The organism is Sandarakinorhabdus limnophila DSM 17366 (assembly GCF_000420765.1).
GTDB lineage: Bacteria > Pseudomonadota > Alphaproteobacteria > Sphingomonadales > Sphingomonadaceae > Sandarakinorhabdus > Sandarakinorhabdus limnophila.
The window spans coordinates 378279-400166 of sequence record NZ_ATVO01000005.1; the positions used below are offsets into that span (position 1 = coordinate 378279).

The 21888-nt window shown below is 64.7% G+C and carries 19 protein-coding genes; 9 read left to right on the forward strand and 10 right to left on the reverse strand.

The features are described 5' to 3' along the window. Positions 1 to 9: 9 nt before the first annotated feature. Positions 10 to 2760, reverse strand: a complete 2751-nt coding sequence (gene secA, locus G566_RS0107405) for a preprotein translocase subunit SecA (protein ID WP_022680041.1) — start codon at positions 2758 to 2760, stop codon at positions 10 to 12. A gap of 53 nt (positions 2761 to 2813) precedes the next feature. Further along, on the reverse strand, positions 2814 to 3161 hold the full coding sequence (locus tag G566_RS13845) for a hypothetical protein (RefSeq protein ID WP_156874451.1): 348 nt from the start codon (positions 3159 to 3161) through the stop codon (positions 2814 to 2816). Positions 3162 to 3281: 120 nt separating this feature from the next. Between G566_RS13845 and G566_RS0107415 the strand changes: the two genes are divergently transcribed. Further along, positions 3282 to 4766, forward strand: coding sequence for a YifB family Mg chelatase-like AAA ATPase (locus G566_RS0107415; protein ID WP_029131386.1), 1485 nt, complete (start codon positions 3282 to 3284; stop codon positions 4764 to 4766). 30 nt (positions 4767 to 4796) lie between these two features. Here G566_RS0107415 and G566_RS0107420 read toward each other — a convergent pair whose 3' ends face one another. Continuing rightward, positions 4797 to 6047 (reverse strand): dicarboxylate/amino acid:cation symporter, encoded by a 1251-nt coding sequence (locus G566_RS0107420; protein WP_022680043.1) that lies wholly within the window; start codon positions 6045 to 6047, stop codon positions 4797 to 4799. A 94-nt stretch (positions 6048 to 6141) separates the two neighbouring features. Between G566_RS0107420 and G566_RS0107425 the strand changes: the two genes are divergently transcribed. Next, the gene (locus tag G566_RS0107425; RefSeq protein ID WP_022680044.1) at positions 6142 to 7518 is read left to right on the forward strand and encodes a M20/M25/M40 family metallo-hydrolase; all 1377 of its coding nucleotides are present in this window, start codon (positions 6142 to 6144) and stop codon (positions 7516 to 7518) included. A gap of 63 nt (positions 7519 to 7581) precedes the next feature. Then, positions 7582 to 7812 (forward strand): hypothetical protein, encoded by a 231-nt coding sequence (locus G566_RS0107430; RefSeq protein ID WP_022680045.1) that lies wholly within the window; start codon positions 7582 to 7584, stop codon positions 7810 to 7812. 35 nt (positions 7813 to 7847) lie between these two features. Here the strand turns inward: G566_RS0107430 and G566_RS0107435 are convergent, their stop codons facing one another. Continuing rightward, complete coding sequence (locus G566_RS0107435) at positions 7848 to 8750, reverse strand: tyrosine recombinase XerC (RefSeq protein WP_051135991.1); 903 nt, start codon at positions 8748 to 8750, stop codon at positions 7848 to 7850. Between the two features lie 17 nt (positions 8751 to 8767). Beyond that, on the reverse strand, positions 8768 to 9421 hold the full coding sequence (gene fsa, locus G566_RS0107440) for a fructose-6-phosphate aldolase (protein WP_022680047.1): 654 nt from the start codon (positions 9419 to 9421) through the stop codon (positions 8768 to 8770). Positions 9422 to 9587: 166 nt separating this feature from the next. Here fsa and G566_RS13850 point away from each other — a divergent pair, with 166 nt between their 5' ends. Both G566_RS13850 and G566_RS15860 read left to right on the forward strand, forming a co-directional pair. Further along, complete coding sequence (locus tag G566_RS13850; RefSeq protein WP_207789911.1) at positions 9588 to 10070, forward strand: NlpC/P60 family protein; 483 nt, start codon at positions 9588 to 9590, stop codon at positions 10068 to 10070. 96 nt (positions 10071 to 10166) lie between these two features. Beyond that, positions 10167 to 10292, forward strand: coding sequence for a hypothetical protein (locus G566_RS15860; RefSeq protein ID WP_272868123.1), 126 nt, complete (start codon positions 10167 to 10169; stop codon positions 10290 to 10292). A gap of 24 nt (positions 10293 to 10316) precedes the next feature. Here G566_RS15860 and G566_RS0107450 read toward each other — a convergent pair whose 3' ends face one another. Further along, the gene (locus tag G566_RS0107450; RefSeq protein WP_022680048.1) at positions 10317 to 12047 is read right to left on the reverse strand and encodes a class I adenylate-forming enzyme family protein; all 1731 of its coding nucleotides are present in this window, start codon (positions 12045 to 12047) and stop codon (positions 10317 to 10319) included. A gap of 159 nt (positions 12048 to 12206) precedes the next feature. Here G566_RS0107450 and G566_RS0107455 point away from each other — a divergent pair, with 159 nt between their 5' ends. Beyond that, positions 12207 to 13667 (forward strand): coniferyl aldehyde dehydrogenase, encoded by a 1461-nt coding sequence (locus G566_RS0107455; RefSeq protein ID WP_022680049.1) that lies wholly within the window; start codon positions 12207 to 12209, stop codon positions 13665 to 13667. A 3-nt stretch (positions 13668 to 13670) separates the two neighbouring features. Here G566_RS0107455 and G566_RS0107460 read toward each other — a convergent pair whose 3' ends face one another. The 3 genes from G566_RS0107460 to G566_RS0107470 are packed head-to-tail and all read right to left on the reverse strand — an operon-like array spanning position 13671 to position 17367. Next, a complete protein-coding gene (locus G566_RS0107460) occupies positions 13671 to 14249 on the reverse strand; it encodes a glutathione S-transferase family protein (RefSeq protein WP_022680050.1) in 579 nt (192 codons plus the stop codon). Next, the gene (locus G566_RS13855) at positions 14246 to 15160 is read right to left on the reverse strand and encodes an alpha/beta hydrolase (RefSeq protein WP_022680051.1); all 915 of its coding nucleotides are present in this window, start codon (positions 15158 to 15160) and stop codon (positions 14246 to 14248) included. Before G566_RS13855 ends, G566_RS0107460 begins: the two co-directional genes overlap by 4 nt. Continuing rightward, positions 15157 to 17367, reverse strand: coding sequence for a transferrin receptor-like dimerization domain-containing protein (locus G566_RS0107470; protein WP_022680052.1), 2211 nt, complete (start codon positions 17365 to 17367; stop codon positions 15157 to 15159). Before G566_RS0107470 ends, G566_RS13855 begins: the two co-directional genes overlap by 4 nt. Positions 17368 to 17451: 84 nt before the next feature. On the opposite strand from G566_RS0107470, the gene G566_RS0107475 reads away from it, so the two are divergent. The 3 genes from G566_RS0107475 to G566_RS0107485 are packed head-to-tail and all read left to right on the forward strand — an operon-like array spanning position 17452 to position 19768. Then, positions 17452 to 18591: a CaiB/BaiF CoA transferase family protein gene (locus G566_RS0107475; protein ID WP_022680053.1), complete on the forward strand. Its 1140-nt coding sequence runs from the start codon at positions 17452 to 17454 to the stop codon at positions 18589 to 18591. Continuing rightward, positions 18588 to 19361: a histidinol-phosphatase gene (gene hisN / locus G566_RS0107480; RefSeq protein WP_022680054.1), complete on the forward strand. Its 774-nt coding sequence runs from the start codon at positions 18588 to 18590 to the stop codon at positions 19359 to 19361. Before G566_RS0107475 ends, hisN begins: the two co-directional genes overlap by 4 nt. Positions 19362 to 19402: 41 nt before the next feature. After that, a complete protein-coding gene (locus G566_RS0107485) occupies positions 19403 to 19768 on the forward strand; it encodes a YbaN family protein (protein WP_022680055.1) in 366 nt (121 codons plus the stop codon). Here the strand turns inward: G566_RS0107485 and G566_RS0107490 are convergent. Then, on the reverse strand, positions 19758 to 21833 hold the full coding sequence (locus tag G566_RS0107490) for a prolyl oligopeptidase family serine peptidase (protein WP_022680056.1): 2076 nt from the start codon (positions 21831 to 21833) through the stop codon (positions 19758 to 19760). The genes G566_RS0107485 and G566_RS0107490 overlap by 11 nt on opposite strands. Positions 21834 to 21888 lie beyond the last annotated feature (55 nt).

Sequence of the window (21888 nt, forward strand, 5' to 3'; positions counted from 1 at the left end):
TGCGCTGCCTTACAGCGCCCCGTGGCAGTGCTTGAACTTTTGGCCGGAACCGCATGGGCATTCGGCGTTGCGGCTGATGGTCTGGCGCCATTCCTCCAGCTCGGCCGGATCGATGTCGATCATTTCGGCGGCGCTCTGCGCGGCGGAGAGCATGCCGGCGGGCAGGGCCGAGCCGAAGGCATCGAAGTTCAGCGTCGGGCCGGCTTCGTTCTGGCCGGTGGCCGGATCGATGTGGGTGGTGATGAACGACGGCAATTCCTGCGGCGGTTCGTCAGCCTGCAGCGCGAACTGTGCATTGGCCAGCATGCGCGTCACGTCTTCGCGCACATTCTGCAGCATGCGTTCGAACAGGGCGAAGGCTTCGCGCTTATATTCGTTGATCGGCGTCTTCTGGGCATAGGCGCGCAGGTGGATGACCGAACGCAGCGAATCCAGCGTGGCCAGATGCTCCTTCCAGTGATGATCGAGCGCCTGCAGCAGGAAGCTTTTTTCGATGCTGATCCAGGTTTCGGCCGGCAGTTCGGCGGCCTTGGCGGCCACCAGCGCATCGGATTGTTCGATCAGGCGATCGACCACGATTTCGGGATCTATGCCCTCTTCCCTGGCCCAGACAGAAACATCGACCGACAGGCCCAGCGTGCCGGTCACATCTTCCTGCAGGCCGGCCACATCCCATTGTTCGGGATAGCTGCCAACCGGGCAGCGGGCGGCAACGATGGCGTTCACGCTTTCATGGCGCATGTCGATCACGACATCGCCGACGGTTTCCGAATCCATCACGTCGGCGCGCTGTTCATAGACCACCTTGCGCTGGTCGTTCATCACGTCGTCGTACTGCAGCAGCTGCTTGCGCACGTCGTAGTTGCGGGCTTCCACCTTTTTCTGGGCGGTTTCGATGGCTTTCGAAATCCACGGGTGGATGATCGCCTCGCCCTCTTCCAGGCCGGAGTTCATAAGGCGGGTCAGCATGTTCTGCTGGCCGAAGATGCGCAGCAGATCATCGTCGAGCGACAGGTAGAAGCGTGACAGGCCGGGATCGCCCTGGCGGCCGGAACGGCCACGCAGCTGGTTGTCGATGCGGCGGCTTTCGTGACGCTCGGTGCCGAGCACGAACAGGCCGCCATTGGCCTTCACCTGCTCGCGTTCGGCCAGCACTTCGGCCTTGATCCGGGCTTCGGCGGCCTCGCGCTCCGGCCCTTCCGGCATGCCGGCCAGTTCGCGGGCGACGCGGGCTTCCTCATTGCCGCCCAGCTTGATGTCAGTCCCACGGCCGGCCATGTTGGTGGCAATGGTGACGGCGCCGATGCGGCCGGCGTCTTCCACGATCACGGCTTCCTGCTCGTGATAACGGGCGTTGAGCACCACGTGCTTGACGTCCTGCTCCTTCAGATAGTCCGACAGCATCTCGCTCTTTTCGATCGAGACGGTGCCAACCAGCACCGGCTGGCCGCGTTCCTGGGCGCCGCGGACGGCCTTCACGATCGCCTTGAACTTGTCTTCGGCGTTCTTGTAGAATTCGTCGTCCACATCCTTGCGGAGCACCGGCACGTTGGTGGGAATTTCCACCACGTTCAGCTTGTAGATGTCGAAGAATTCCGCGGCTTCGGTGGCCGCCGTACCGGTCATGCCGCCCAGCTTGGGATACATGCGGAAATAATTCTGGAAGGTGATGCTGGCCAGCGTCTGGTTTTCCGGCATGATCTGCACGCCTTCCTTGGCCTCCACCGCCTGGTGCAGACCTTCGGACCAGCGGCGGCCATCCATCATGCGGCCGGTGAATTCATCGATGATGGTCACCTTGCCATCGCGCACGATATAATCCGTATCGCGGCGGAAGATGACGATGGCGCGCAGCGCCTGGTTCAGGTGGTGCACCACCTGCGTATTCTCGAAATCATAGAGATTCTCGCCTTCCAGCAGCCCGGCGGCGGAGAGCATGCGCTCCACCTTCTCGGTGCCGGCTTCGGTGAGAATAACGGACTTCTGCTTCTCATCGACCTCGACATCCTCGCGCACCAGTTCCTTCACCACGGCGTTGACCTGGGTGTAGAGCTGCGACTTGTCGTCGGTGGGGCCGGAGATGATCAGCGGGGTGCGGGCTTCATCGACCAGCACGCTATCGACTTCATCGACCACGGCGAAATTGAACGGCCGCTGCACCATCTGCTCGCGCGTGTATTTCATGTTGTCGCGCAGATAATCGAAGCCGAATTCATTGTTGGTGCCGTAGGTGATGTCACACGCATAGGCGGCGCGGCGCGTCTGATCATCCAGGTTGGGCACAATCACGCCGACACTGAGGCCCAGGAAGCGATAGATCTGGCCCATCCACTGCGCATCGCGGCTGGCGAGATAATCATTCACCGTCACCACGTGCACGCCCTTGCCGGACAAGGCATTCAGATAGACCGCCAGCGTCGCCACCAGCGTCTTGCCTTCGCCGGTGCGCATTTCGGCGATTTCGCCGCGATGCAGCACGATGCCGCCGATCATCTGCACATCGAAATGCCGCATGCCCAGCACGCGCTTGGAGGCTTCGCGCACGGTGGCAAAGGCTTCGGGCAGGATGTCGTCCAACGACTTGCCGGCTTCGAGCTCAGCCTTCAGCTTGGGCGTCTGCGCCTGCAGTTGGTCATCGGTAAGCGCACTGATCTGGTCTTCCAGACCAGCGATGCGCATGACGATCGGCCGCAGCGACTTCAGATAGCGATCATTCGACGACCCGAAAATCGCCTTCGCGACCTTGTTCAACCCGAGCATGAAAATCCTGACTTGGCGAAACCTTGGCGTGCCGCGCGCAACAGGGTGGCCCGTTACACCGGCGGCATGGTGGGCGATGTAGGGTCAGTCACCCTTTTCGTCAATGAAGCCGCAGCCTCCTGCCCGCGCTTGGCGCGCCGCTTGTCGCGCCGCAAGCCGAAGTCCACGGCGCGGCGCACTCGCGGATATTGGCGGGTGTAGAACAGATAATGCCGGCGCGCCCAGCGCGAGTTGCGGAACACCAGCGCCACCCCGGCCCCAAAGATGACGATGCCGATCGGCGCCGGCGACAGCAGCCCGACGATTCCGGCAGCCGCCATCAGCAGGAGCCCCAGCAAGATCTGGAACACCCGGAACGGTTCGGACCGAACCAGCAGGTCAAGAAAGTCGGGACGACTCACGATTGGATCCCGATACGGCCCAGCTGTGGCAATCTTAAGGCGGCAATTGCACCGCAAGGCCAAAAACTCTACGAATTGTGATCAGGGTCAAATGCTTCCTTTCTTTTGGGGAAAAGGTTGATGGTGGCCCATGTCGGCACGGTGGCGTTTCTGGGGCTGGAAGCCCGCAGTGTTGACGTGCAGGTGCAGATCTCGGCCGGGCCCGTAACCTTCGTTACCGTAGGCCTGCCCGACAAGGCGGTGAAGGAAAGCCGCGAGCGCGTCGCCGCCGCGCTGCACGCCATCGGACTTTCGCTGCCGCCGCGCCGGGTGGTGGTGAACCTGTCGCCAGCCGATCTGCCCAAGGAAGGATCGCATTATGATCTGCCGATTGCGCTGGGGCTGCTCAGCGCGATGGGGGTGATCCCGCAGGATGCGCTCGATGAATTTGTCGCGGTCGGCGAACTCGGCCTTGATGGCGCCATCCAGACGGTGCCGGGCGTGCTGCTCGCGGCCCTGCATGCCGCATCCTGCGAGCAGGGGCTGATCTGCCCGGCCGCCCAGGGCCCGGAAGCGGCTTGGGCTGGCGAGGTGAATGTGCTGGCCGCGCCCGATCTGCTGGCGCTGATCAACCATTTGAAAGGCCAGATCATCCTGGCCCCGCCGCAGCGCGCCGAAGCCGAACCAACCCGGCGCGGCCCGGATTTCGCCAGCATAAAGGGCCAGGAAACCCCCAAGCGCGTTGCCGAAATCGCAGCAGCTGGCGGCCATAATCTCCTGATGTCAGGCCCGCCCGGTTCAGGCAAATCGCTGATCGCCGCCGCGCTGGCCGGCATATTGCCCGATCTCACGCCGGCCGAAGCGCTGGAAGTCTCGATGGTGGCTTCCATCGCCGGCGAGTTGGAGGGCGGCAAGCTGAAGCGCACCCGGCCGTTCCGATCGCCGCACCACAGCGCCTCGATGGCGGCGCTGGTCGGCGGCGGCGCCAAGGCACGGCCTGGCGAAGTGTCGCTGGCACATCTCGGCGTGCTGTTCCTCGACGAACTGCCGGAATTCCAGCGCAGCGTGCTCGATTCGCTGCGCCAGCCGCTGGAAACCGGCCAGGTGCAGGTGGCGCGCGCCGCCGCCCACGTCACCTATCCGGCGCGCGTGCAGTTGATCGCAGCCATGAACCCGTGCCGCTGCGGGCATCTGGCCGATCCCGGCCTCGCCTGCGCCCGCGCCCCGCGCTGTGCGGCCGATTACCAGTCGAAACTGTCCGGGCCGCTGCTTGATCGCATCGATCTGCATATCGAGGTACCGGCTCTTTCGGCCGCCGATCTCACCTTGCCACCACCGGCCGAAAGCAGCGCGCAGGTGGCGGCGCGGGTGGCCGCGGCGCGGGCCCGGCAGACAGCCCGCTATGCCGGCACTGCCACTCGCATGAATGCCGAAGCTGACGGCGAAAATCTCACCGCCCATTCCACGCCGGATGCCGAAGGCCAGCGCCTGCTCACTCAGGCCGCCGACACGCTGCGGCTGTCGGCGCGCGGCTATGCCCGGGTGCTACGGGTATCGCGAACGATTGCGGATCTGGCCGGCAGCGACGGCGTGGCGCGTTTGCACGTTGCAGAAGCACTGTCTTAACGGCGCCGCCCGCCAGTGAATTGAACGCGCCTATTCGGCAGGTTTCGCCGCCGTCACTTCGCCCGCATCCCATTTCGCGATCACCGCTGTGGCAACCGCGTTGCCGATCACGTTGGTGGCGCTGCGGCCCATGTCGAGGAAATGATCCACCGCCAGGATCAGCAGCAGGCCGGCTTCGGGAATATTGAAATAGGGCAGCGTGGCCGCGATCACCACCAGCGACGCGCGCGGCACGCCGGCGATGCCTTTCGACGTGATCATCAGCAGGCCCAGCATGGCGATTTCCTGGCCCAATGACAGATCAATGCCATAGGCCTGCGCGATGAAGATGCTGGCAAAGGCGCAGTACATCATCGAGCCATCGAGATTGAAGCTGTAGCCCAGCGGCAGCACGAACGAGGCGATGCGGCCGGGCACGCCATAACGCTCCAGCGAGGCCAGCAGCTTGGGATAGGCGGCTTCCGACGACGCGGTGGCGAAGGTGATCAGGAACGGCTCCCGGATTTCAGGGATCAGGCGGCGCAAGTCGCCAAAGCCCAGCACGAACGCACCGGCGCCGAGCAGGAAGGCCCACAACACCGCCAGCGCCAGGTAAAATCCGCCAACGAACTTGCCGAAGGTAACGAGGATGCCCAGCCCTTCCACCGCGATGGAACTGGCAATGGCGGCAAACACCGCGAACGGCGCCACCTTCATCACATAGCCGGTGATCACCAGCATCATGTGCATGATGGCATCGAGGCCCTTATTGATCGGTTCGGCCTTATCGCCCATCTGGATCAGCGCCACGCCGGCAAACAGGCTGAAGATGACGATCTGCAGCACTTCGTTGGTGGCCATCGCTTCGATGATGGACTTCGGGAAGATATGCCCAATGAATTCCTTCAGGTTGAAGGCCTTGCTGGCAACACCCGATGCCGCATCAATTGCCGGCAGCGGCAAACCGACGCCAACACCGGGCGCCAGCAGATTGACCATCAGGATGCCCAACCCCAGGCTGAAGATCGATGCCGCGATGAACCAGGCCAGCGTGCGCACGAAGGTGCGGCCCACCGCCCCGCCCGAACCCATATGGGCAATGCCCACGGTGAGCGTCGCCAGCACCAAAGGTGCGATGATCATCTTGATCAGCCGCAGAAACACATCGGTGATGATCGACAGATAACCGGCGATCTCCTTGGCCTGCTCTGCCGCCACGCTGGCATTGATCGCCCAGCCGACGCCAAGCCCGGCCACAAGGCCGATCAGGATCCAGCGGGTAAGCGAGTTTGTGGGCTTCATGGCCGCCTGACTTCGGGCAGCGCCTTGGCGCCGTCAAGCCGGAAACCGCGCGCGAAGGCTTGCAGCCGGCGCGCGCGCGGCGCAGTCTCGGTTCATGATCCGCACCCTCGCCGCCATCCTCGCCCTGTCCTGCACTGCCCTGCCCGCGCATGCCGCCCCCGGCGACGCTGCGGAGGCCAAGCGGCTGTTGATAGACAGTGTTGGCATCGCCAGCGTCCAAGGCCGCGGCCAGACCCCGGCGCTGGCGCGTTTTTATCGCGCTGCACTGGTGCAGGCCGGCTTCAACGCCGCCGACATCCAGATCGACGAACTGGCCGGCACCGCCAATTTCCATTTCGTCTGGCGCGCAGCCTCGGCCAAGGCCAAACCCATGGCACTGACTGGCCATCTGGACGTGGTGGAAGCCAATCCGGCCGATTGGGAACGGCCGCCGTTCACTGCAGTCGCCGAAAACGGCTACATCTTCGGCCGCGGCGTGCAGGACAACAAGTTCGATGTCGCCATGATGATCGCCACGCTGGCCCAGCTGAAGGCCAGTGGCTGGACGCCGAAACGCGACATCCACTTCTTCCTGTCGGGCGACGAGGAAACCGACGGTATCGCCAGCGCCGCACAGGCCAAACAGGCCACGGCCTTCGGCATCGAATTCATGCTGAACAGCGATGGCGGCGGCGGTGGGCTGGACGCGCAGGGCAAACCCTTTTTCTACAAGCTACAGGCGGCCGAGAAATCCTATGCCGATTTCCAGCTGACCATCACCGATCCGGGCGGCCACAGCTCCACCCCCACCGCCAGCAACGCCATTGCCCGCATGGGCCTGGTGGCCGCACGCATCGCCGGACACCGCTGGCCGGCACAGGTTAACGACATCACCCGGGCATCGCTGGCCGAAGCCGGCCGCGCGCGGAGCGACGCGCTGGGCGACGCCATGCGCCGCTTTGCCGCCAATGCGGATGATGCCGGGGCCATCGCGGCCATGCGCGCCAATCCCGGCACCATCGGCCAGATTGGCACCACTTGCGTGCCCAGCATGATAAATGGCGGCCATGCGCCCAATGCCTTGCCGCAGCGCGTCACCCTCACCGTCAACTGCCGCATCTTCCCCGGCACCAGCATTGCTGCCGTGCAGCAGGAATTGGCGCGGGTGGCCGAGGACCCCGGGGTGAGTTTTGCCACCGGCATCGATTGGCCGGTCACCCCGGCATCGCCGCTGCGGCCTGACGTGACAGCGGCCGTGCAGGCGGCGGTTTCGGCAAGGTCACCCGGCCTTGCCGCTACCCCCGGCATGGACGCCGGCGCCACCGACAGCGTGTTCTGGCGCGCGCTGGGCATCCCGTCCTACGGCGTCTCTGGCCTGTTCATGCGCCAGGAAGACAGTTTCGCCCACGGCCTGAACGAACGTGTGCCGGAAACCGCCATCGCGCCGGCCCTGCGCCATTGGGAGATCATCCTGCGCCGCCTCGCCGGTTAGACCCTGCCCACATCACGACTGCCCACCCGGCCACACGGCTAGGGTTTCAGCGAAGGCGCCCGGGTGGCTACGCTCTTCCCGCGCCGCAAAAACACACAGATCAGCACAGCGATCCGCGCCAACAGCTTTGGCCTGGGCAGCGTGATGACAGCGCCAACCATCACCCCAGGTGCCGCCAATGACCAGGATTTCGTGGACATCACGGTCACGGTGGACCCGCAGTTCGATCTGTTCTTCATCGAAGTGGAACCGATCACGCTGTCCGAAACCCGCCGGGTTTATCGCCCCGCCTGATCGCTGCACCTCCGCGCATTGCCCGTTTTGCGCGGCTACTCCGCGCGGGGATGCGCCGCCGCCCACGCATCGAGCAATTGCGCCGCATCGACCTTGGTATATATCTGCGTTGACGACAGGCTGGCATGGCCGAGCAGTTCCTGCAGCTGCCGCAAATCAGCGCCCCTTGCCAGCAAGTGGGTCGCGAAACTGTGGCGCAGCGCGTGCGGCGTGGCGCTGGCAGGCAGGCCCATCGCTGTCCGTGCAGCCTGCACAGCGCGGCGCACCGTGCCGGGATCGAGCGCGCCGCCTTTCACTCCGCGGAACAGTGGGGAATCGTGGGCCAAGTCGAACGGGCATTTTTCGACATAATCCATGATCGCGGCCTGCACCTGGGACAGCAGTGGCACCTGGCGGGTCTTGGCGCGCTTACCGGTCACCGCGATCACGTCGCCCAAGGGCAGAGCGGCTCCGGTGAGCCACAGCGCCTCGCCAATGCGCAGGCCGGCACCATAAAGCAGCAGCAAAACCGCCATGTCGCGCGCCGCCAGCCAGGGCTGTGCCGCTGCATCGCCCACCACCGCCACCAGTTGCCGCACATCGCCCGGCGAAACGGCACGTGGCAGGCGGCGCGGCTGTTTCGGGACCTTCAGCGCGGCAATGGCATCGCAGGCCAGCCCCTCGTTGCGCCGCGCCCACGCGAAAAAGCCTTTCAACGCCGATACATCGCGCGCCAGTGATGGCGCCGCCAGCCCCTCACCGCGCCGCAGCGCAAGAAAGGCCCGCAGTTCGGCGGCAGCCAACGTGGCCAGCCGCCCACCGGTCACGGCGCCGCCCAGATGGGTGCTCAGGAAATCGTCGAACCGTTCCAGCGTCAGGCCATAGGCCCTGAGCGTGTGGACAGACAATCGCCGCTGGTCGCCCGAATAGGCGAGGAAGCGGCCGATCAGACCGGCCAGAGGCTCTGCCGCCGCGCTCAGAGGATGCTCTGACCCGTCTTGGCCCAATCGGCCTCGAACGCGGCCAAGCCCTTGTCGGTGAGCGCGTGGCCCGCCAGCTGGCGGATCACCGAAGGCGGCATGGTGGCGACATCGGCGCCGATGCGCGCCGCGGCCAGCACATGGACCGGACTACGCACGCTGGCGACGAGGATTTCCGTCTTGAAATCATAATTGTCGTAGATGGTGCGGATGTCCTGGATCAGTTCCATCCCGTCATGGCCGATATCATCCAGCCGGCCAACGAACGGCGAAATATACGTCGCGCCGGCCTTGGCCGCGAGCAGCGCCTGGTTGGCGGAGAAGCACAGCGTCACGTTGGTCTTCACGCCTTCGGCGGTGAGCGCCTTGCAGCTTTTCAGGCCATCCAGGGTGAGCGGCAGCTTGATGCAGATATTGGGCGCCAGCGCGCGCAGCACGGCGGCTTCGCGCATCATCGTGGCATGATCGGGGGCGACCACTTCAGCCGAAACCGGGCCATCGACGATCCCACAGATTTCCTTGACGACTTCGAGGAAATTGCGGCCCGATTTGGCAATCAGGCTGGGATTGGTGGTGACGCCATCCAGCAGGCCGGTGGCGGCCAGATCGGCGATTTCGGCAACGTCGGCGGTATCGGCAAAGAATTTCATGGCGGCAGCCCAGCAGTGGAAGGGAAGATTCGGGCTGCTTTAACCGATGCAGACGGGCTTTCCTACCATCGCTTTTGGTCCCCGCACGCACCGGCTGTCCTACGCTGCGCCGCTATGGTATTTTTCAATCAGGGTCGAAGGCAACATTCATCGGGGGACTTCCGATATGACCACGCTCGAGCTCCAGAAAGCCTTGAAAGCCAGAGGCTTCGACCCAGGCGACATCGATGGTGCGATGGGGCGCAACACCATCGCTGCAATCCGTGCCTTCCAGGCGGCCAATGGCCTGGATGTGGATGGTGTGGCGGGGCCCGATACGCTTGCCAAGCTTGCGGCATCCGCAGTGCAGACTGCGCCTGACCCGATCCACAGCCTGTCGATGCCATGGTTCATCGAAGCGCAGCGCGCCATTGGCGTGAAGGAAGACACCGGCCCCGGTTCCAACCCGCTGATCACCGGCTGGGCGCGCCGGTTGCGCATTGATTATGCCAAGGATGAAATCGCCTGGTGCGGGCTGTTCGTCGCCCATTGCATCGGCCTCACCCTGCCCGGCGAAGTGCTGACGTCCAATCCGCTGGGCGCGCGCACCTGGACCAGGTTTGGTGTGCCCTGCCCTGTGCCGCAGCCGGGCGCCGTGATGACCTTCTAGCGCGGCAGCCGCGATGGCTGGCAGGGCCATGTCGGCTTTTATGTCGGCGAAGATGCCTCGGCCTATCATATCCTGGGCGGCAACCAAGGCGATGCCGTGAACGTGAAGCGCTTTGCCCGCGACCGTTTCCTCACCGCCCGCTGGCCGAAAACTGCCCCAGCCCCCACCGGCGGCCCGCGCATCCTGCGTGCCGACGGCAGCTTCTCGAACAACGAGCAATAAGGCCGACTGGACTGGGACTGAAGCTCAGCCCCCGGCCACCAGCTTCTTGAGCTCGGTCTTCAATATCTTGCCATTGGCGTTCCGTGGCAGCGGTTCGCGACTGAAATGCACCGCAACCGGCACCTTGAAGGCCGCCTGCCGCGCCGCCACGAAAGCGCGCAGTTCCTCTTCGCTGGCGTCGACGCCCTCTTTCAGCGTCACGAACGCCACCGGCTCCTCGCCCAACTGCTTGTGCGGGCGGCCGACCAGCGCGGCGTCCATCACCGCCGGATGCTCGTACAACGCGTTTTCCACCTCGACGCAGTAGATATTCTCGCCGCCGCGGATCAGCATGTCCTTGGCGCGGTCGATGATGAAGCAGAAGCCCTCTTCATCGATGCGCCCCAGATCGCCGGTGCGCACCCAGCCGTCGATGAAGGTGGCCGCCGTGGCTTCGGGCTTGTTCCAATAGAGCCGCACCACGTTGGGGCCGAAGCCGTAGATTTCGCCCACCTCGTTCGGCCCCAACACCTTGCCGTCCGGGTCGCGCACCTGCAGATCACACACCGGCACCGGCGGGCCGCAGCTGTCGGGCCGGTGCTCATAATCTTCCGCCATGTGGTGGGTGAAGGTGGCGCTGGTTTCGGTCATGCCCCAGCCGTTGCCGGGCTTGGCCTTGAACTCCTTGGCGATCTGGCGAACCAGTTCGGGCGCTGATGGTGCGCCGCCGTAGCTGACGGCCTCCAGGCTCGACAGGTCATATTTGGCGCGGTCGGGATGTTCCAGGATCTGCCAGGCGATGGTGGGCACGCCGCCGGCCGAGCTGATCTTCTCACGTTCGATCAGCGTCATGGCTTCCACCACGTCCCATTTCTTCATCAGCACCAGCTTCACGCCGCCCACCAGCGCGGGATTGAGCACGGCATGGCAACCGGTGGCGTGGAAGAAGGGCACCGATAGCAGGGTCGCCTTCTGCGGGGCGTTGGGGTCAGCCGCCGGCGGCTGCTCGCCGCGCCGCAGGAAACTGCGCGCCGTGCTGCTGGCACTGGCCATGATGTTGGAACAGATGTTGCGGTGGCTGCCCAGCGCGCCCTTGGGCTTGCCGGTGGTGCCGCTGGTGTAGAAAATCGTCGCGTCATCTTCGGGCTGAAGCGCCAAGGCATCGGCCGGGATGGCACGGTCCTTCAGCGACGCCCAGTCCATCGGCCAGCCGATTACCTCTTCCAGCCGGCGCGCACGCGGATCACCAAGTTCCAGTTCGCTGGCGCGGGTAACGTAGATCTGCTCCAGGTCCGGGCAGTTGGGCAGATGTTCAGCGATGCGGTTGTAGCGCTCGGCATCGATCAGCAGGATCTTGGTGCCGCTGTCGGTCAGGCCATATTCCAGCTCGCCGCCCGTCCACCAGGCATTCAAGGGCGTGACGATCGCCCCGCACAGGCTGGCGGCATAAAAGGCGACCGGCCATTCCGGCAGGTTGCGCATTACCACCGCCACGCGGTCGCCCTTCGCCAGGCCATCGGCCTTCAACCGCTCGGCCAGCGCCAGCGTGGCGCGGGCAAAGGCTTCGAACGTCACCCGTTCCTCGTCCAGCACCATGAAAATCTTGTCGCCATGGGCGCGGCCGGCAGCGAAACAATGGGCCAACGATGCCGGCGCATTCTTCCAGACCTTTGTGGGCCGGCCCTGGATGGCAACCGTTTCCATCTCCAGCGGCTGCCCCGGCGCGGTGAGCAGCGCATGGGCTTCGGCAATCGACATGGCGGGCCAGTTGCTCATTCATCATTTCCCCAAGGCGTTTTTATTGCGGCCACGATGCCGCAAAGCGCAGCGCCCCGCCAGTCTGTCAGAACGGCGCAGTTCCCCTTCAATTTGGACGGCTTGGCGACAGCGGATAACCCGCCTAGGCTGCGCCCAAACAAACAAGGGAGATGAGCCATGGCCACGATCGCCAAAACCGCTGAATGGGATGCCCGCGATGCCGCGAACATGCGGGGCGTGCTTGATGCGCAGCGCGCCAGCTTCACCGCCGAACTGCCGGTGACGGCCGCCGCCCGTCGCGACCGGTTGAACCGCGCGCTCGATGTGGTGCTGGCCAACAAGGACCGCTTTGCCGCTGCGATGAGCGAGGATTTCGGCCACCGTTCGACCGAACTCAGCCTGGTCACCGACATTATGGCGTCGATCAAGCCGCTCAAGCATGCGCTGAAGCATCTCGATGCCTGGATGAAGCCGGAAAAGCGCAAGCTGGATTTCCCCATGGGCCTGCTTGGTGCGAAAGCGCGGGTGGAATGGCAGCCCAAGGGCGTCGTCGGGATCCTGTCACCGTGGAATTTCCCGGTGAACCTCACCTTCGCGCCGCTGGCTGGTGTGCTGGCTGCCGGCAACCGGGCGATGATCAAGCCTTCGGAATATACGCCGGTCACTTCGGCGTTGATGAAGGAAGTGCTGGAAGCGGCGTTTGACCAGACCGAAATCGCGGTGATCACCGGCGGGCCGGAAGTGGGCAAGGCGTTCACCGAACTGCCCTTTGATCACATCATCTTCACCGGTGCCACCAGCGTGGCCCGCCACGTGATGGCCGCCGCCGCCAAGAATCTGGTGCCGCTGACGCTCGAACTCGGTGGCAAGTCGCCCACAATCATCTCGCGCTCCGCCGATGTGGCGTCGGCCACCGAGCGCGTGGCGATGGGCAAATTGATGAACGCCGGCCAGATCTGCCTGGCGCCGGATTATCTGCTGGTGCCCGAAGAGAAGGAAGGTGAGATCATCGAGGGGCTGAAGGCCGCCACCGCCAAAATGTATCCCACCATGCTGGCCAACCCGGACTACACCAGCGTGCTGGGCGCTCGTCACCGGGAGCGCCTGGAAGCCCATGTGGAAGACGCCCGCGCCAAGGGCGCAGACGTGGTGGTGGTCAATCCGGCGAACGAGGATTTCAGCAAGCAGAACACCAACAAGATGCCGCTGCACATCATCCGCGGCGCCACCGACGAGATGACGGTGATGCAGGAGGAAATCTTCGGGCCGCTACTCCCCGTGCGCACCTACAAGGCAGTGGACGGCGCCATCGACGAGATCAACCGCCGCGACCGGCCGCTGGGCCTATATTGGTTCGGCCAGGACGAACTGGAACAGCGCCGCGTGCTCGACCGCACCATTTCGGGCGGCGTGACGGTGAACGACGTGATCTTCCACGTCTCTGCCGAAGACCTGCCGTTCGGCGGCATCGGCCCGGCCGGCATGGGCAATTACCACGGCCACGATGGCTTCAAGGAATTCAGCCATCCCAAGGCGATCTACAGCCAGCCCAAAATCGATCTCGCCGGCCTGGCCGGGTTCAAGCCGCCCTATGGCGCCAAGACCGCCAAGGCACTGGCGCGGGAACTGAAGAAGTGAGGCTCAGGCCGGCGGTCGTGTTGCAGCGAACGCCGGCGTGGCCAGCAGCCGATACGTCAATTCTGCCAGCGCCGCGTTATGCTCACGCCAGTGCAGATCGGGGAAACGGAAGCTGAGATAGTCGCAGGCGACCGCGATGCAGATATCGCCAAAGTCGCTGCCGCCAACGCGGGTGTTCATCACGCTCAGCGCACGTTCGATGGCGCGATATTGCCGGTCCACCCACGGGCCACTGCTGATACCCTGCGTCATATTGAACCTGAGGATGATCGCGGCATCGAGCACGCCGTCGGCCAGCGCCTCGGTGGTGCGCGCCTGCCAGTGGGCGTGGCCGCTTTGCGCCATCAACTGCTGCCCCGGCACGCTGGCGAGAAGGAAGGCGGCGATCACCGGTGAATCGATCATGGCGCTGCCATCGTCCAGCACCAGCGCCGGCACCTTGCCGAGCGGATTGGCGGCCAGCAGCGCGGCTGGATCGGTCATTGGCGCGGTGTCTTCCACCGGCAGGGCAAGGCCCAGTTCATGCGCAACCACCCGCAATTTGCGGGCATAGGGCGACGTAGGAGAGGCGAGGAGTTTCACTTTTCCACCTTCAGTTGTTCCAGCAGAAAGGCTTCGACCTGGCTCCACACCGGGCTGCCCGGTGCGATCACTTCGAAATGGCCGGTGCCGCCGAGGATGAGGGCGCTGGATTTGCCCTTACCTTTCCGTGCTTCTGTCACCCACTTGGCGGCGGCGGTGGGGGAGAGGAACAGGCTGGCAGAGACCAGGCCGGATTTCACGTCCAGCGGCAATTGCGCCTGCGGGCTGCCTTCGGCCCAGCGCTTGGGCTGCTCAGCCGGCGTGCCGCCAAACATCGCCTTGCCGGCCGGGACACCACAGCCCTTCTCGAACGTCTCGATCTCACTGGACGGATCGGCCGGGCCGTCAATGGCGACCACGGCCCCGATCTTCAGCGGATCAGGCGAGGCGATGTCGCTGTCCTTCGGCAGTTTGTGACGGCTCGCCACCCATAGCGCGGCATGGGCGCCGGCACTGTGGCCGGTGACGGCAAGCCGCGCCAGATCGATCGGATAGCGTTTGGCGAGGTCGCGCAGATGATCGGTGGCCGCCGCCCAATCGTTAAAGGTGCCCGGCCAGCCAGCGCCAGCATCTCCGCTGTATTTGCCGTCCTTGTCCTTTTCACCAGCCTGGCGATATTCGATATTCCAGGTGGCAAAGCCCTTTTCCGTCAATCGGCTGGCCAGCGCCGCGGTGTTCTGGCGGGTGGCAAAGCCCTTCCACCAGCAGCCACCGTGGATGACGATCACCACCGGGTGCGGGCCGGGACCCGCCGGCAGGCGCAGATCGCCGACTTGAGTTGGTTCCTTGCCATAGGCCTCGGTCAGCGCCGGGGCGGAGGACGGCAATTTATCGACATCCGCCGGCCGCATCCGCTGTGCCAGCGCCGGCGTGGCGGCCAGCAAGGCCAGAACGAGGGCAGCGCACTTCACTTGAGCAACCCCGCCGCCTCATTCAAGCGATCTGCATAATCACCCAGCGCCTTGGCCGCGATCCCGGCTTCGCGGGTCGCATCGTCAAAGCGCCGCTCTTCCACCGCTTCGCGCAGGCCCGGCAGCGTCTTGGAGCCATAGCCGGTGAAGCGGCCCGGTGCGTAGAGGATGTTGCGGAACCACGGCCGGAACGGCAGGCCGCTGGGGCTGAGCAACGTCTGTTCGATGTCGCGCAGCTTGCCGTTGAGCGCTGTCGTTTGCGCCGGGGTCAGGCTGCCTTCCTTTGCAGCAATGGCGGCATCGAAAGCCTTGGCGGCACCATCCAGCCGGGTGATCGCCGCATCCAGCACGGCCAGATCGAGCGCCGGGGTCGGCGTCTTCGGCGGCGGCGGCCCGAGCGGATCGCGCGGATCGCTGCCCAGCCGGTAGATGTCGGCGCTCAGCGCAGCGCGCTTGTCATCCTCGCGGCGGCGGTTGTCGATCAGCGTCTTGATCTCACCGAAATAACTGCGGGCCGCGCCGGCCACCGGGCCAAAACGCACCGGCAGCGCATCGGCATCGGCCAGCCGCATCACCATCCGGCCCGCCACCTTGGACAGCACCGCGCCATAGACGAGACCCGGATCATCCCAGCGCACGAAATGATCATAGCTGTCGTAGATCGAGTGATAGGAACCGGCGCTCTCGCCCTCGCCGCCAAAGCCGATGTTGATCGACGACACGCCGGCATGGTGGATGAAGGCGGTGTAATCACTGCCCGAACCCAGCGCATCCATCGGCTGATCGGCGGCCAGTTCGGCGGCCGCCAGCGCCGCCGGATTGCCGCGCAGGCCGTCGAACGCTTTGGCGCGCACGCCCGCCCGCCAGCGGTCGGCCACGCTGGCGCCGGTCTGCGGATCCTTCACGTCAGCAGCGGCCTTGCCTATCAACGCGGTGAACTGCCCGCTGCCATCGACGCCCAGAAAGCCGCGGCCATTGCTGTCGCTGTTGATGTACGCCACCGCCTTCTGGCGCAGTTCGGCGATATGCTCTTCCACCCACTCGGTTGAGCCCATCAGGCCCGGCTCCTCGCCGTCCCAGCTGGCGTAAACTATGCTGCGCTTTGGCCGCCAGCCGGATTTCCACAGCGCGCCCAATCCCTTGGCTTCGCTCATCATCGCGACTTCCCCCGACAGTGGATCGGAGGCGCCGAACACCCAGCCATCATAATGGTTGCCGCGCACGATCCATTCGTCCTTCTTCGACGATCCCGGCAGCGTGGCGATCACGTTGGAAATGGTCTTCAGCGACCATTCGGATTGCACCTTCAAATGCACCTGCACGCTGTCGTCGCCGCCGAAACGATAATGGAACGGCAGGCCGCCGCGCCAATCGTTGGGCACGGGCGCACCCTTCAGACGGGAGAGGATCTCGGTCGCATCCGCATAGGAAATCGGCAGTGTCGGGATTTTCAGCACCGTCGGCGCCGTCTCGCGGGTCAGGCGCTTGGCGTCCTTGGTGGCACCCACACCGGGGGTGAGCGGATCGCCGGGATAGGTGATCATATCCAGCACGCTGCCGCGCTGCACCCCGGCCGGCGGGCGGCCGCCGCCGTTGGGATAGGTATCGGCGCTGCCATAACCATCCTGCTGCGGATCGGAATAGATCAGGCAGCCGATGGCGCCCTGTTCCTGCGCCAGCTTCGGCTTCAGGCCGCGCCAGCCGGCGCCGTACCGTGCGATGACGATCTTGCCTTTCACCGAAATGCCGCGCCGCGCCAGCGCCTCATAATCGGCGGGCAGGCCATAGTTCACATACACCACCGGCGCCGTGACATCGCCATCACCCTGAAAGGCGACATAGGGCGGCAGCGCGCCTGCAAGGCTGTTGGAGGTGGCGTCCTGCGGGATGCCCGGCTCCTGCCCGCCCAGCGTCTTTGCCACCGGGCCCACGAGAGCCAGCGCCGTGGAAACCGGCGTGGGATAGAGCACCTGATAATCGGCGCGCTTCACCTGCCAGCCCCATTCACGGAACATCTTCTCGATCAGCGCTGCATTGGCCTGGTTGTGCGGGCTGCCCAGATGATTGGGGCCGGCGGCCATGGTCTTCAGCCACGCCATCTGATCGGCGCTGCTGATTTGGGCGTCGTACGCCGCTTCGCGATTGGCGGCAGGTTGCGCAGCAGCAGCGGTACCCAGCAGAAGCGCCGCCAGAATCAATGATCGCATGTTCGTTCCCCTCATGTGTTGCCTATGGTCTATCCAGCCGGCGGGGCGGTGACGAGGGGGAAAAACATCGCTACACCCATGGCCATGCCCGGTCCCCTCTCCGATCTCACCGTCATCGATCTGTCGCGCGTGCTCGCCGGCCCCTATGCCACCATGGTGCTGGCCGATCTGGGCGCCCGGGTGATCAAGGTGGAACGGCCCGATGGCGGCGATGATGCCCGCGCCTATGGCCCATTCATCAACGGCCACAGCGCCTATTTCGCCAGCATCAACCGCGGCAAGCAATCGATCGCGCTCGATCTGAAATCTCCGCAAGATCGCGTCATCTTCGAAGCGCTGCTGGAAAAGGCCGATGTGCTGATCGACAATTATCGCCCCGGCGTGATGGCACGATTGGGTTATGGCTGGGAGGGTCTGGCCGCACGCTATCCGCGCCTGATCCACGCCGCCACCTCTGGCTTCGGCCAGACCGGGCCCGACAGCCAAAAAGCTGCCTATGACATGGTGGTGCAGGCCATGGGCGGCATCATGAGTGTCACCGGCCACCCCGGCGGTCCGCCCACACGCGTTGGCACCAGTGTGGGTGACATCACCGCCGGGCTGTTCACCGTAATCGGCATCATGGCGGCGCTGCATGACCGGGACCGGACGGGGAAGGGCCAGTTCGTCGATGTCGCGATGCTCGATGGCCAGATCGCCATCCTCGAAAACGCCATCGCGCGCTATGCCGCCACCGGCCAGTCGCCGGGCCCGCTGGGCGCGCGCCACCCGTCGATCACGCCCTTTGCCGCTTACAGTTGCGCCGATGCACCAATCGTGATCGCGGCTGGCAACGACCAGTTGTTCACCGCGCTATGCAAGGCGCTGGGCCTGCCAGAAGATGATCCGCGCTTTGCCGATAACAACGCGCGCACCACCCATGCCGAGGAACTGGCCGCTGTTCTGGAGGACGTGCTGCTCACCCAACCGGTGGCGCACTGGCTGCCGAAGCTGGAGGCGGCCGGTGTGCCGTGCGGGCCACTGAACACTATCGGCCAGGCGCTGGCCAACCCGCAGGTGAAGGCGCGTAACATGGTGGTGCACACCGCCCTGCCCGACGGCACACCGCTGATCGCCGCCGGCAATCCGATCAAGCTTTCGGCTCATGCCGATCCCGCCACCCGCGCCCCAGCCCCCGATCTGGATGCAGATCGCGCTGCTATCCTAAAGGAACTCGGCCTGTGACGATCAGCGATCTCGCCCTTGCCGAAATGCTCGCCGAAGCGGCCGGCCAGGCCATCCGCCCATGGTTCCGGCGACCTTTCCTGGTGGAGACCAAGGAAGATTTCTCCCCCGTCACTGCCGCCGACAAGGAAGCCGAAGCCGCCATCCGCCGCCTGCTGGCGCAGTATCGCCCCGATGACGGGGTGATTGGCGAGGAATATGGCGATGATCGCCCCGATGCCGAGCGGGTGTGGGTGCTCGATCCCATCGACGGCACGCGGGCCTTTGTCGCCGGCCGGCCGCTGTTCGGCACGCTGATCGGGCTGTTGGAGCAGGGCAAGCCGGTGCTGGGCATCATCGATCAATGCATCATCCGCGATCGCTGGATGGCGGCACCCGGCCAGCACACCACGCTGAACGGCGCGCGGGTGCATGTGCGGCACTGCACCGATCTTGCCCAGGCGCGCATCGGCACCACCAGCCCGCAGGCTTTTGAGTCGGAAGATTTCACGTGTTTCGAACGCGTGCGGACCGCCGCGCATGACACGCTGTATGGCGGCGATTGTCACAATTATGGCCTGGTCGCCGCGGGGCATCTTGATGCCGTGGTCGAATCCGGGCTGAAACTGCATGATTGGGCTGCGCTGGTGCCGATCATCACCGGCGCCGGCGGTGTGATCACCGACTGGGAAGGGCAGCCGCTCACCACCGCCAGTCGCGGCGCCGTCATCGCCGCCGGCGATCCGGCGCTCGCCGCCGCCATTGCCGAGGCGTTGTCCTGCCCGGATTGATAAGTGCTGGTGCCAGAACAGCGCCCTGCTAACGTGACCCGATGTTCCGCACCCTCTGGCTCATCATCGGGCTGACCAGCCTTGCGCTCGGCATTGCCGGCGTGGTGCTGCCATTGCTGCCCACCACGCCGTTCGTGCTGCTTTCGGCCTATTGCTTCGCCCGCTCCAGCCCCCGCCTGCACGACTGGCTGCTGGGCCACAAGATTTTCGGGCCCCTGATCCACAATTGGGAACAACATCGCGCCATCTCGCAACGCGCCAAGGTGCTGGCGGTGCTGTCGATGGCGGGGGTGGTGGGGATTTCGGTGCTGGTCGGCGCGCCGCAGCGGGTGATCATCATCCAGGCGGTGATCCTGCCGATCACCTGCCTGTTCATCATCACCCGCCCGAACGGACCTATTTCGTAAGACCAGTCCAATATCCGGCAAAGGCCCACAGATCGGCCGCTTCCGCGATGATCTTGTCGGTCGGCTTGCCGCTACCGTGGCCGGCGCGGGTTTCGATGCGGATCAGATGCGGCTTGTCGCCGATCGGCGCCGCCTGCAGGGCCGCTGCATATTTGAAGCTGTGGCTCGGCACGACCCGATCATCGGTGTCGGCGGTGGTGACGAGAATGGCCGGATACGCCTTGCCACCCTTCACATTGTGATACGGGCTGAAGCCGAGATTGTAGCGGAACATCTCCGGCTTGTTCATGTCGCCATAGTCATCGACCCAATATCGGCCGGCGGTCCAATTGGCATAGCGCAGCATGTCCATCACGCCGACGGCCGGCAGCGCGGCAGCGAACAGATCAGGCCGCTGGTTGGTGACAGCGCCCACTAGGAGGCCGCCGTTGGAACCGCCCTGGATGGCCAGTTGGCCCTTCGTCGTCAGCCCGCGCTGGATCAGCGCTTCACCAGCCGCGATGAAATCGTCGAACACATTCTGCTTGTTTAGCAACCGGCCGCCATCGTGCCAGGCTGCGCCATATTCGCCGCCGCCGCGGATATTGGCCACAGCGAAGACACCGCCCATTTCCATCCACACCAGCCGCGACACGCTGAAGCCCGGCGTGCTGCTGATATTGAAGCCACCATAGGCATAAAGCAGGGTTGGGTGCGGCTTGCTGACGTCCACATCCTTGCGGTGGGCGACGAACATCGGAACCTTCGTGCCGTCCTTCGACGGGTAGAAGACCTGGCTCACCGTGTAATCTGCCGGGTTGAACGCCACCTTGGCCTGGCGCACGACCTCTGCCGTGTTGGTGGCCGCATCATAGCGCCAGATCGACCCAGGGGTGGCAAAGCTGGAGAAGGCAAACCAAGTCTTACCGTCATCCGATGATTGAAAACCACCGGCCGTGCCGATGCCGGGCAGCGGCACCACGCCCACGGGCTTGCCGTCCGTTTCATACAACCGCACGACTGATTTGGCGTCCTCAAGCGTCTCCACCACCAGCCGCTTGCCGACCACGGCGCCGCCGGTCAGCGTGGCCGCGCCTTCGGGGACAACCGGCTTGCCAGAGCCGCTCGCGCCATCAACCGCGAGCAGCTGGTAACGCGGCGCATCCTTGTTGGTGACAAAATACAGCGTGCCGCCCTGGCTGCCGGCGAAGCCCCACTCCTTGTCGAGGGCGCTGACAAACGCACGCGGCGTCTCACCCTTGGACAGATCGGCGATGAAGACAGCGTTGCCGCCGGAGCTTTCACTGCTCGACACCACCATCCAGCGGCCATCTTCGCTCAGCTGGGCGTGGTGGCCCAGCTTGGGACGATCGGGGGTCGCAAACACCTTGGTATCAGCGCTTTGCGGCGTACCCAGCTTGTGGAACCAGATCGCCTCATTAAGCGTGGCGGACTGATATTTCTGGCCCGCCGGCGGCGCCGGGAAGCGCGAATAGTAAAAGCCGCTGCCATCGGGCCGCCAGGCCACCTCGCCAGTGTATTTCACCCCTTCGAGGCTGTCGGCCAGATCGATGCCGGTGGCGACATTCATCACCTTGATGGTGCGCCAATCGGTACCGCCGTCCTGCACGGCATAGGCGAGATGCTTGCCATCCTTCGACGGCGTCCATTCGGCCAGCGCCGTGGCGCCATCCTTGGCCCAAGGGTTGGGATCAATCAACACGCGCGGCGCGGCGCCATCTGCCTGCACATACAGAACAGACTGGTTCTGCAAACCGGAGTTGCGAGCATAGAATTGCAGCCCGCCACGAACCCGCGGGATGCCGAAGCGTTCGTAATTATACAGCGCGGTTAGCCGCTGGCGGATCGGTTCCCGCTTGGGCAGGCCAGCGAGATAACCCATCGTAACCGTGTTTTGCGCGTCCACCCACTTGGCCACATTGGCATCGGTGCGCACATCGGCTTCCAGCCAGCGATATGGGTCGGGCACCGAAAGGCCATGACGCGCTTCCACCTCGAACCCGCGCTTGGTTTCGGGATAGGCGATCGGGGCGGCAACAACAGAGGCAGCGGTGGACATCATCATCACAATCGCAAGAGGCAAGCGCAGGGCCGGTTTCTCCCTTTTGGGCAATGGCGCA